At 44.2% G+C, this 11,719-nt stretch carries 12 protein-coding genes; 1 reads left to right on the forward strand and 11 read right to left on the reverse strand.

The window, feature by feature from the left end; translation table 11 throughout:
* Positions 1 to 125 precede the first annotated feature (125 nt).
* From ACWJJX_RS14395 to ACWJJX_RS14435, 9 genes are all read right to left on the reverse strand, one after another.
* The gene (locus tag ACWJJX_RS14395; protein ID WP_003152383.1) at positions 126 to 1,202 is read right to left on the reverse strand and encodes a bifunctional 3-deoxy-7-phosphoheptulonate synthase/chorismate mutase; all 1,077 of its coding nucleotides are present in this window, start codon (positions 1,200 to 1,202) and stop codon (positions 126 to 128) included.
* Between the two features lie 236 nt (positions 1,203 to 1,438).
* Positions 1,439 to 1,765 (reverse strand): bacillithiol system redox-active protein YtxJ, encoded by a 327-nt coding sequence (gene ytxJ / locus ACWJJX_RS14400; protein ID WP_017418385.1) that lies wholly within the window; start codon positions 1,763 to 1,765, stop codon positions 1,439 to 1,441.
* Positions 1,766 to 1,790: 25 nt separating this feature from the next.
* Positions 1,791 to 2,204 (reverse strand): YtxH domain-containing protein, encoded by a 414-nt coding sequence (locus ACWJJX_RS14405; RefSeq protein ID WP_003152380.1) that lies wholly within the window; start codon positions 2,202 to 2,204, stop codon positions 1,791 to 1,793.
* A gap of 32 nt (positions 2,205 to 2,236) precedes the next feature.
* On the reverse strand, positions 2,237 to 2,659 hold the full coding sequence (locus tag ACWJJX_RS14410) for a DUF948 domain-containing protein (protein WP_003152378.1): 423 nt from the start codon (positions 2,657 to 2,659) through the stop codon (positions 2,237 to 2,239).
* A gap of 158 nt (positions 2,660 to 2,817) precedes the next feature.
* A complete protein-coding gene (gene murC / locus ACWJJX_RS14415) occupies positions 2,818 to 4,116 on the reverse strand; it encodes a UDP-N-acetylmuramate--L-alanine ligase (protein WP_032873626.1) in 1,299 nt (432 codons plus the stop codon).
* A gap of 240 nt (positions 4,117 to 4,356) precedes the next feature.
* Positions 4,357 to 6,939: a DNA translocase FtsK gene (locus tag ACWJJX_RS14420; RefSeq protein ID WP_454023064.1), complete on the reverse strand. Its 2,583-nt coding sequence runs from the start codon at positions 6,937 to 6,939 to the stop codon at positions 4,357 to 4,359.
* 167 nt (positions 6,940 to 7,106) lie between these two features.
* A complete protein-coding gene (gene ytpR, locus ACWJJX_RS14425) occupies positions 7,107 to 7,712 on the reverse strand; it encodes a YtpR family tRNA-binding protein (RefSeq protein ID WP_003152375.1) in 606 nt (201 codons plus the stop codon).
* Between the two features lie 14 nt (positions 7,713 to 7,726).
* Positions 7,727 to 8,536 carry a DUF1444 domain-containing protein gene (locus ACWJJX_RS14430; protein ID WP_454023065.1) on the reverse strand — a complete coding sequence of 270 codons (810 nt, stop codon included), beginning with the start codon at positions 8,534 to 8,536 and terminating at the stop codon, positions 7,727 to 7,729.
* Between the two features lie 15 nt (positions 8,537 to 8,551).
* The gene (locus tag ACWJJX_RS14435) at positions 8,552 to 8,875 is read right to left on the reverse strand and encodes a thioredoxin family protein (protein ID WP_003152373.1); all 324 of its coding nucleotides are present in this window, start codon (positions 8,873 to 8,875) and stop codon (positions 8,552 to 8,554) included.
* A gap of 197 nt (positions 8,876 to 9,072) precedes the next feature.
* On the opposite strand from ACWJJX_RS14435, the gene ACWJJX_RS14440 reads away from it, so the two are divergent.
* Positions 9,073 to 9,519, forward strand: a complete 447-nt coding sequence (locus ACWJJX_RS14440; RefSeq protein WP_071391484.1) for a YtoQ family protein — start codon at positions 9,073 to 9,075, stop codon at positions 9,517 to 9,519.
* A gap of 252 nt (positions 9,520 to 9,771) precedes the next feature.
* Here the strand turns inward: ACWJJX_RS14440 and ACWJJX_RS14445 are convergent, their stop codons facing one another.
* Both ACWJJX_RS14445 and ACWJJX_RS14450 read right to left on the reverse strand, forming a co-directional pair.
* Positions 9,772 to 10,260, reverse strand: a complete 489-nt coding sequence (locus tag ACWJJX_RS14445) for an HPP family protein (protein WP_026092269.1) — start codon at positions 10,258 to 10,260, stop codon at positions 9,772 to 9,774.
* A gap of 470 nt (positions 10,261 to 10,730) precedes the next feature.
* Positions 10,731 to 11,312 carry a CGNR zinc finger domain-containing protein gene (locus ACWJJX_RS14450; protein ID WP_454023066.1) on the reverse strand — a complete coding sequence of 194 codons (582 nt, stop codon included), beginning with the start codon at positions 11,310 to 11,312 and terminating at the stop codon, positions 10,731 to 10,733.
* Between the last annotated feature and the right edge of the window lie 407 nt (positions 11,313 to 11,719).

An 11,719-nucleotide genomic window follows, 5' to 3' on the forward strand; every position in this document is an offset into this window, starting at 1 on the left:
ATCTCTCATGAAATTATACACGTTTTTCCCAGTGATGAAAACGTTCACTTTCATTTTATAATTAAATAAAATGAAGATACGAAAAAAAGCCGCGCGAGGCGGCCTTTAAAGAGCGGAACATTGTATTATGCTTTTACTTTCAGCATCGGCTTTAATTCGTTCAGCCATTTCTCGAATTCAGGGATATCCATCTGCTGCGCAGAGTCTGACAGGGCAACGGAAGGATCAGGGTGAACTTCGGCCATCACGCCGTCAGCGCCGATCGCAAGCGCCGCTTTTGCTGTCGGAAGCAGGAGATCACGGCGGCCTGTTGAGTGTGTGACGTCAACAAACACCGGCAAGTGAGTTTCCTGTTTCAAAATCGGCACGGCAGAAATGTCGAGCGTGTTTCTCGTTGCCGTTTCGTACGTTCTGATTCCGCGTTCACAAAGAATGATTTGGTCGTTTCCTTGTGACATGATGTATTCAGCTGCATTGATAAATTCTGAAATTGTTGCGGCAAGACCGCGTTTTAACAATACCGGCTTTTTAACGGAGCCGGCGGCTTTCAGCAATTCAAAGTTTTGCATGTTCCGCGCGCCGATCTGAATGACGTCAATGTAATCAATCGCTTGCTCAATGTGGGCGGGCGTTACGATTTCACTGATCACCGCGAGGTCATATTCATCAGCGACGCGTTTAAGAATTTGCAGGCCTTCTACGCCGAGACCTTGGAAATCATACGGACTTGTGCGGGGTTTAAACGCGCCCCCGCGCAGGATTTTAATGCCTTGTTTTTTCGCGGCGGCCGCGACTTCGGCAACCTGCTCATAGCTTTCTACGGCACAAGGTCCGACGATGAATCTCTGATCGCCGTCACCGATTTTTTCGCCTTTAATGTCAACGATCGTATCTTCTGCTTTTTTCTTCCGGGAGACGAGCAACGCTTTGCTGTGATCCTCTTCTTGAAGTTCAAGTCCGGCTTTGAAAATTTCTTTGAAAATATGCTGGATCGTTGAGTTTTCAAATGGGCCGTCATTGCTTTCAATAATGCGGTTAAGCATTGTACGCTCTCTGACAGGGTCAAATCGGTTGACACCCTGTGCTTCCTTTGCTTTACCGATTTCTTTTACAACGGCTCCGCGTTCATTGATTAATTTAAGGATTTCTAAGTTTAGTGCGTCTGCCTGCTGTCTTAGGCTCTCTAATTCCTTGTTGCTCATCTTTTTCATCCCTTCTATGCTATGTTTTATTTTAATGGTTAACATGCATCTTACTACAGTTATGCGAAAATAGGAATATGAAATAATAAATTTTTTCACATTCGACTTTATCACCAAAACGCTTTTAAGCTTTTATGCGTTGAAGCAGTATATATTGATATCCTACATGATCCGGCTGAAATGATCAATAGTTTTTTTCAAAAAAAAAACCGCCGGTATCAACCGGCGGCCAGCAATTATGAAAGGTGCTGCTCTATTGCGTTTTTTGTGATTTGTGAATGAGACGCGTGCCATTTCACTTCGCCGTTTGTAATGACGAATACTTGCGGGCTTTCATGTTTCACGCCGTATGTCTCGGCGATATAGTTTGAAAGCGGCCGGCTGTCCTGCACATGCAGGTAATAAGAAGGTACTTCTGAATGCTCCGATGCAAAGGCGTCAAACTCCTGAAACGCGGCTTGGCTGATCGGGCAGGTTGTGCTGTGTTTCAAAAACACGAGCGTGTTTTCTTTCTCAGCGGCATTTTTGAACTCTTCTTCAGATGATATCAGCTGTTTTGTCATGTCGGTTATCTCTCCTTATTGAAGGTCAGCGATTTGCCTGACCGGCTTTTTCCCCGGCGTCTTCCGCTTCGGCCTTGATGCTTTGGGCCGTGTCCTGCATTTCGCTTCTCGTCTCTTCGGCTTTCTCGGTTAGTGTGCTCTTAGAACGGTCTTTTAAATCCTTCACTTTATTCATAATCTGGCCTGACTGATCAGCTACCAGCTGGGTGATATTAGAAGTTTTGTCCTTGGCGATGCTGACATATTGAGAGCCTTTTTCTTTCGCATCGGCCGTCATTCTGTCCGTCTTATCCTTTAACGCAGAAGCCTGACTGCCGAGATCGTCGCGCAGCTCCTTACCTGATTTAGGCGCCAGAAACAACGCCGTTGTCGCGCCGATAATTCCCCCGATCAGCGTTCCGATTAAAAAATCCTTACTATTGATTCCATCTTTGCTCATTATGATTCCTCCTTAGTGGATTTTTCTTATGATTAAAGCGATGTTTTTTTCTTTTGCTTCCACTTGTCCCATATTTCCATAGCGGCCTGGCTCCAGGTGACAACCTGACTGATCTTATCCTGATTCTCTCTTACAGAGGCCGTAACGGAACCTGCTGCCTGCTTTATGGATGTATTAAACTGCTGGACGGAAGTTCCCACTTCCTGAACAGCATGGACAACCGTATTTAATTTCTCTGATTTTTCCTGAATGTCTTCCGCGAGACGGTTTGTCTTATGTAACAGCTCGGCTGTCTCTGCGGTAATGCCTTTCATCTGCCCTTCAAGGCCGTCTAAAGTCGAGGCTACGTTTGTTAAAGTCATCTGCACGGACTTTAATGTTTTGGACAGATAGATGACGAGGATGAGAAATGCAACGGCAATGAGTGCGACGCTTAAGTAAAGAATGATGATCATCTAATACCTCCTTATAATGCAGGATATAGTGGTATATACCCAATTCTCAAAATGATAAACATATATGAAAGGTCTGTATGTATACTATTTCTCCGTTTATCGGTAAATCCCTTTTGCAGCACGCGCAAAAAAGCAGTGAGAGCCCCACTGCTTTTTTGTTACGCTATGACGTTTTCATAGGCTCTCATATATTTTTGAATGTCTCCGGCGCCCATGAAGATCAGCACTGCGCCTTCATGCGCTTTTAACACGGATGTGTCATTTTCTTCAATGAGTTCTGCGTTATCGATTTTTTCCTGAAGATCCGTGATCGTGAGCTTGCCGACGTTCTCGCGGGCAGAGCCGAAAATGTCGCACAGATACACGCGGTCGGCCGCGCTTAAGCTTTCTGCGAATTCATCCAGGAATGATTGCGTCCGTGTAAACGTATGCGGCTGAAATACCGCGATGATTTCACGTTCGGGATATTTTTGGCGCGCCGCCTCAATCGTGACTTTGATTTCAGTCGGATGGTGGGCGTAGTCGTCGATCAGTACCTGGCTGCCGATCACTTTTTCATTGAATCTGCGTTTGACGCCGCCGAATGATTCAAGTCCGAGCTTAATCATGTTCACGTCTATCTCTTCATAGTGGCAGAGCGCAATGACCGCTAAGGAATTGAGGACATTGTGATGGCCGTATGCCGGGATGTAGAACGTATCGTAAAACGTATTGCGGACAAAGACGTCAAATGTCGTGCCTTCCGTATTTTTTACGATGTTTCTCGCTTGAAAATCGTTTTCTTCTCCCGTGCCGTAATAAACGACAGGCACATTGGCGTGAATTTTCGGCAGGTACTCGTCATCACCGCAGGCAATGATGCCTTTGTTGACTTGAAGCGCCATGTTTTGGAAAGCATCAAACACATCGTCAATGTTGGCGAAATAATCAGGGTGGTCAAAATCAATATTCGTCATAATCGCATAATCAGGCTGATAGCTTAAGAAATGACGGCGGTACTCGCAAGCTTCAAATACAAAGTATTCGCTGCTTTCATTTCCTCTGCCCGTCCCGTCCCCGATAAGAAACGAAGTCGGCTTCGCCTGCTGCATCACGTGTGCCAAGAGGCCCGTTGTGGACGTCTTGCCGTGTGCGCCCGTTACTGCGACACTTGTATATTTTTTCATATATTCAGCTAAAAATTTATGATATCTGATGACAGGAATCCCTTCAGCGAGCGCCTTTGCGATTTCCGGATGAGAATCAGGAAATGCGTTTCCGGCGATTACCGTTAAGCCGGGTTTGATGTTATCGGCGCTGAACGGATAGATCGGGATATTTCTTTTTTCAAGGGCAGCCTGAGTGAAAATCTGCTTCTCGATATCCGATCCCTGCACCTGATACCCCGTATCATGCAGGATTTGAGCAAGCGGGCTCATACCTGTCCCTTTTATTCCAACAAAATGATAAACAGTCATAATCGTACCTCCAACAAACGTCTATCTGTTCCCCAGTATATGACGCTCATTTCATTTTGCGACCGCAGCGGGCGAAAAGCCCGCACAGCGGCGCTTCCATTTATTTTTACGTTATCGTCAGTATCTGTAACTTTCTTTTTGATTAAACCTGCCGCATGATATTTCAGCGCGTGACAGTGATGCAGTTTTGATGGTCCATCCACTATCATACCATGTTTGTGAGAAAAATGAACGATATTCTTATTCTTGAGAAATGTCAGCGGCCGTAATCAGCACTTCACGCGGTTTGCTGCCCTTCGCTTCTGAGATCATGCCTTCGGCTTCCATCATGTCAATCAGCCTCGCGGCGCGGTTATAACCGATTCTGAACCTTCTTTGAAGGCTTGAGGTGCTGGCACTGTTTTGCTCCACGACGAATTGGCACGCCTCAGGAAACAGTTCGTCTTCTTCCTTAAGGGCGGTTCCCTGCCTGATCAGTTCTTCCTGTTCAAACAAATAAGAAGGCGGCAGCTGTTTTCTGACATGAGAGACGACGCGGTCAATTTCTCTGTCGGACACAAAGTTGCCCTGCAGGCGCACCGGTTTTCCGGTACCGTTTTCCCAGTACAGCATGTCGCCTTTTCCGAGCAGCTTTTCCGCTCCCGCCATGTCGATGATCGTTCTGGAATCTACCTGGCTTGAGACGGAGAATGCAATTCTCGTCGGTATGTTCGCCTTGATCATTCCGGTAATGACATCGACAGACGGACGCTGTGTCGCGACAAGCAGATGAATACCGCAGGCTCTCGCTTTCTGCGCGATTCTGGCGATGCTTTCTTCCACATCGTTCGGCGCAACCATCATTAAATCGGCAAGCTCATCAATGACCACTACAAGGTACGGGAGCTTTTCGCCTGTCTTATGATCGGCCGTTAATTCATTAAAGCGGCCGATATCTCTCACACCCGAATGGGCAAACAGTTCATACCGCCGTTCCATCTCTTCCACAACCCATTTTAACGCGGCGGTCGCGGCTTTGGCGTCCGTGATGACGGGGCTGACCAAATGCGGTATTTGGTTATAAGGCGCAAGCTCGACCATTTTCGGATCAATCAGAAGCATTTTGACATCACTCGGATCCGCCTTATAAAGCAGACTGACCAAAATGGTATTGATGCAGACGCTTTTTCCCGATCCTGTCGCACCCGCTATCAACCCGTGCGGCATCTTTTTCAAATCAATGACGACCGGGTTTCCGGAAATATCGACACCGAGCGCGGCTGTAAGCGGAGACGGATTCGTCCTGAAAGCGGCGCTTCTGATCATCTGCCTTAAATCGACGACTTTGCTTACGCGGTTCGGAACTTCAATGCCGATCGTGTTTTTACCGGGAATCGGCGCCTCAATCCGAATATCCTTGGCAGATAGGCTCAGTTTAATATCATCTGCTAAGTTTGTAATTTTGTTCACTTTCACTCCGGGCTCAGGATGCACTTCAAAACGTGTGACGGACGGGCCTTGTGTGACATGAACGACTTGGGCGCGCACATTAAAGTTTTTCAGCGTAACGTTTAAAAGCTCGCGCTGTTCTTCAATCCACGATTGGTCGTCATGTCTTTGCGCCGGCGGTACGTCCAGAAGCGACAGATTCGGAAAGACATAGCTCGCTCCGCCCTCTGGCGTCTTCGTCTGCTTGTGTTTATCGCTTTTAAGCATCATGACGTTAAACGGAACATTGCGCTCTTTCGGCCGCTCCGCTTTTCTCACAGTCTGAGGCTGTCCGTGATGCTCCGTTTTTTCCTCGGCGAGCCGGGACGGGGCATCAGCCGTCTCAATGCTTGCAGGTTCAGACTCGAAGTCTGAATGCCGCTCTGCTTCATTGTACTCAGGCTGAGAGTCTGCTTCCTGTTTCGCGTCGGGTTCAGCTGATTCGGGCTTGTCTTCAGACTGCGGCTGAACTTCCTCATCGTATCCGGGTTCTGTGTATGTATACACCGGTTCTTCTGCGGTTTCAAAAGGAGGTGCTTTTTCCGGCTCAGGCTCCTGATATTCCTCTGTGTTTTCAGCCGTTCGGGATGCTTCATACTCAGGCTCTTTAATAGGCTGCGGTCGGGTTTGTTCATGCTCTTGTTCTTCTGTAAAGCCGGCAGACTCCGCGCTTTCGGTGTGCTCCCGCTCTTCAGCCTGCTGCGGTTCTGGTGCTGCAAACACTTGCTCTTTTGCATTCTCTGCCTCGGTGTGAAGCTCCTCTTTTTTAACGGCCTGGATTTCTTCCGTTTCTTGTTTCGCAAACGGGTCTGGCCGGTCATTCGTCTGTTTTGTTATGCCGGATGTTGTGAAGACGGGCTCTTTTTCCGTTTCCTGACCGGATTTTGGCGGAACAAATTGCTCCTCTGACAGCAATGTTACGTTCTCTTCACGCCGCTTTTCGGAAATAGGCGCTTTTTTGATGCTGTGCTGAGATTGAAAGCCGTAAACCGGTGAAGGAATGGATGACGGTTTAAAGGGCTTTTTCACGGCATCAGGCTCTTTATGTGTATGCTGTTTCCGCTCGGTTTGCTCCTTCCCGGCGGCATAACCCCGGGACGGCTGGCGGCGTTCGTGCCTTTCCCGCTGTCTTTGGTTTTGCTCCGTTCGCTTATAGCCGTCCGGAACGACCGGGAAGCGGAAATTCCCTTTCGGATATTCGTAATATATTTTAGGATCTTCCATGCGCGTTAATTTGCCTTCTGGCTGATCCGGTATGTGCTGTTTCGGGATTTGGGCATGCGTGTTCGGTTCACGTTCATGCTCTTCTTCTTTTTCACCTAAAAATAAGTCAAAAAATTTATTCAGCCAACTCATGTTTAATCACTCTCTAACTCCCTTTTTAGTAGTCTGGGACGATATTTAGTATACCATTGCCGGGCGGCTCAGAAAAGATTAAGCTCCCAACTGAAGAAAGCCGTTAAGCAGGCCTGCTTAACGGCTTTCTCTCACATCATTCGATTCTGTGCGCTTATTTATGGGAGTTAGAATTGAAATGCTTCGCCGGCCTCGCGGCTGTCTTCAAGAACAAGAATCCCTTTTTCCGCCGGCGCATCCGGCAAAGCGAGTTCTTTCGCGGAGCAGATCATGCCGCTTGACGGAACGCCTCTTAATTCAGCGTCTTTAATCACAAGTCCGCTCGGCATTACCGCACCGACTTTAGCGACGACGACTTTTTGCCCTTTGTCCACGTTCGGCGCGCCGCAAACGATTTGAAGGGTTTCCTCTCCGACATTCACTTGGCAGATATTCAGTTTATCCGCATTCGGATGTTTTTCTTTCGATTCAACGTGACCGACAACAAATTTCGGAGAAAGGTCAACCGTCAGCGTTTCTGAAACGCCGTTTCTGTTCAGTATTTCATTCACATCCTGAACGAATGTCTCAGACAAAGCGACGGGGCCGTTGTCCTCAATCTGTAAGTAAGAAGACACGTTAAAAATGTTAAAGCCCGTCGTTTCTTTTGTTTCTTTGTTAAAGATTCTGACGACATCGCCTTCTCTTTCATAGCCGATTTCTTCGCGTGCTGCATCTTTAAGAGAGATCAGAAGCGTATCTCCCACACCTTCTTTATTGTAAAAAGCGTTCATAAGAAAAATCCTTTCTAATCCTTTTTCGGCCGGCTTTTCGCCATGATAAACACAGGTTCCAGTCTGCCTTCATTATACAGAAATGAAAGGGCCGTAATCGGCACCGTGCCGCTTGCAAAGAAGCTCATGGACATTTGCCCTAAAATATCATACCCCGATTCATTTCGAATGTCAGCAAGTATTAATACATCTTGATGCGGAACGGAAATCGCCAATTCGCCTTCAGCGGCCTGCTTGTATTCATGAAGAATCGAATCATTGAGAATCCGGCTGGCGTCATAGCCGTCATTCGCCCTGAAAAAATAAAAATAATTGTCCGCAACCGTATCCTGTTTCACGACCGAAGGAAGAGAGCGGAGATTGAATGACGCCGTCTCCCTGATGCGTTCTTTTGTCCAGTTTTCTTTCTCGAGCATACGGCTGTCAATTAAGCGGTACGTCTTACCGAGATCAAGCGCGTAGTAGATTCTCGTTTCGGCCGTATGGTCATTATACACGAGCGGAATGCCGTCGCTCGTTTGATCGGGAAATGACGTGGAGCGAATGACCGGATAGATTCCGGCTTCCTTTCCGGACATCTCCTGTCCGCTGCCTTCCATCGCCTCCATCGCTTCTGACACATAGTAGACGATTTCGTCGATCGCTTCTTCTTTTTTCGTCTCCCATTTCGCAATGATCGGCGGGAGCTCCAATGTGATGCCTTTTTTGGTCGTTTGATCCTCAACACGGAGGGTGTCTTTTTCTCTGTCAAAAAAGAAGGATCGGTTCTCGTGCTGCAGGCGCTGTTTTAATAAATCCGCCAGCTTCCTTGACGTCATTTTCAAAGCCCGTGGCCTCCTTTATGCTTTAGCAAGGGAATCGGTTAAAAATTGCTCAATTTCTTCTTTTGTTTTACGGTCTTTGCTGACGAAGCGGTTCACTTCTTTTCCTCCGTTAAACACAACAAAGCTCGGAATGCCGTAAATCTCCCATTCCGCGCATGTATCAATAAATTGATCGCGGTCTACGTAGTAATAAGTGAATTCAGGAAAGTCCGCTTCCAGCTCAGGGAGAAACGGCTCCACAAAGCGGCAGTCCGGGCACCAATCCGCTGAAAACATAAATACCGCCCAATCGTCTTGTACCGCTTTTTGCAATTCTTCCGTGCTTTCAATCTTTTTCATTGTCATTCCTCCATCTGGATTATGAGTTTTTTATATGCTGATGTTTGTCCAATTGGATCATACCAGACTGTTTACGGCAAGACCAACTATATGCAATATCATTATCATATTTCATTTGCATTATCAAGCAAGTTTCGTTTACCATTTTGCTTGTAGCCGTACGAAATTCTGAATATGTACATAAGGAGGGGCAAAAGATGCAGTTTGTCGTGTATTTAGCCGGTGAAATCCACAGTGATTGGCGGGATGAAATCAAACAAAAAGCAAAAGCGCTGAACCTGCCGATTACGTTTGTCGGTCCGATGGAAAACCATGAACGCTCAGACAATATCGGAGAAGAGATTATGGGCGTGCAGCCCGATTCTGTTTTAAAAGACGCCAGAGCTTCTGATATCAACAATTTCCGTACAGAGGTGCTGATGGAAAAAGCCGATTTTGTGATCGCCCTGTTTGGCGAGAAATATAAACAGTGGAATACCGCGATGGATGCTTCTTATGCCGTCGCAAAAGGAAAGCCGCTCATTCTCATCCGCCCGAAAGAACTTCATCATCCGCTGAAAGAGCTTTCCGGAAAAGCGAATATCACGGTCGAAACCGTAAATCAAGCGATGAAAGCACTCTCTTATTTATTTGAAACAGAATAAGCAGGCCGCCTTTATGCGGTCCTGCTTACCTATTTACAATAGAATGGTATCAGATCTTACTTTTCAGACTTTTTTCTCGAATCCAAAAGAATTTGTCCGCAATAAATTATTCCCACAGCCCTCTTTTTCTTCACTTCATTCATGAATTATTTTACTCAACCTCAAACTAACTATATATTGTTTTCTTTATATGTAAGGAAGGAGAGCGAAATCTGCGCAATAACGGATACATATGCTGCTCGTTGAAATTGATTAAAACCAAAAAGTGGGATACTGCCGATTATTTCGCAAGTTATTAATAATAACTGCTGCCGCAACAATAATTACAGATCCCACAAAAACCGGAAAAGCTAAATAGCTCCAAGCATACGCCCCTTGAATAACTACAATAGGGTCCGCTCCAGCAGGTGGATGAGTAGTCTTTGTAACCGCCATAAAAAATATAGCTAGCCCCACTCCTAAAGCCAATGTCCAGGGGTGAGAACCAAGAAGATTATATATAACAAGTCCAGTCAATGTCGAGATGAAGTGTCCGCCAATAATATTTCTAGGTTGTGATAAAGGGGCATTCCACGCTCCGAAAGCCAGTACACAACTTGCCCCAAAAGGCGCCATCAGCCACAGAGATCCAGTTTTATAGGTTATCAATGACAAGATTAAAATTGTTATAAAACCACCTAATAAGCCTGTTGAAGCATCTTTAACATTTACTTTTAAAGGACTTTTTCCTCCTCCTTTCATTTTTTTGAAATAATATCCTTTTTTACTTTGTGGATTTTCTGCTGTTTGCTCAATCTTCAATATAACCCCTCCTTTTCACTAAGTTTAAAACAATTAAAATAACCTGTCAATTTAATTTTAAAGGGTTATAAATCTGAAATTACAATCCTTCTCTCTTTCAAAGATTGTTCTTCTATTCAAAAATGATCTTTTAAGAACGCTTGAAATATCATTTTCCTGTTTGTTACTTTAACCTTTTTTTATAATTCAACTGGGTTTTAGCTGCAAATTGGTTGTTTTATGAGCGACATTTTAATTTTCCGTAAAAGCCGTTAAGTTACTTATTGATTGTTTTTTCTAAAAAAGACAAACAACCTTACTCAAGAGAATATTGAAATAAGGCTGTTCATTAACTTTTTATTTATATGTGATTATTCAAAATTAAAGTAAAGTGCAAGATGATTTCGACAATACAATAAAGAAAATTTGTTCTATGTTTTTTTAAGATGACGGGAAACCTTTTCTCTGTTACCACATATCTTCATTGAACACCATTTTCTCCTTCCAGTGTTATCAATGAATAATAAAACACATTCCTCATTAGCACATCGCTTAATTAAATTAATCTTTTTTGTATATATTAGCGATAAGCCATCATAAGCAATGAGCGAAATAATTGCATCATCAATATTTCCAATTGGAATACGAGCAAGTTTAGTATCGAGAATCTTATATGTAAATGGAGCCAATTCAATCTTTTTTTCTAAAAAAGTGATAAAAGATTCTCCAGGTTCTTCACCATCTGCAATTTTCTCAAAAATTTCTCTTAGTGTTGATCGTAACTCAAGTATTTTTTCAACCATCACAGTAGTCAGTTCATCTTGTGCTTTTTTTAATGTTAATTGATTGAAAAAAGGGGTTACTTTACTCATTAACCTTAACCATTCTAAAAGATCCTCTTTTGACTTTAACAAATTATGACGTTTACCATAACTGACCACCTCAGTATTAACCAGATCAAGAGGAAGATTGTTAGAGATGAGAGGAAATTTTATGTTTGTCTTTTTTGTCATAATCATACCTCCTTGCAGAACAAATAAAAAATGCAAATGTCACTCGACTTTGTGAAATAGCTACTCTTCAAACCGATAATAACATATATGATTAACTATAAGTAAAGTTAATCATTTAGATATTGAAGCTATCTGCAGATCCTACGTAATGAAGTTACACAGTATCTGCATTGTAGTAACCGTTTACCAGTGATTATGTTTAAATTCAGTATATTAATTTTTAGACTTGAAGTTTCTCGATAAACATAGACTATAATCTAAAAAGATAAATAAAGTAAGGAATCGTGACAATTAACTATAAGAAACAAGGAAATATATACTCGTATTTATGATGTGTTATTCTAAGAAAGATTCCGAAAACCACCAAGAATATCACTTTTATACGGAATCAAAGAGCATTCTCCTTA

This window comes from Bacillus sp. YH3-2-B2 (assembly GCF_053663335.1).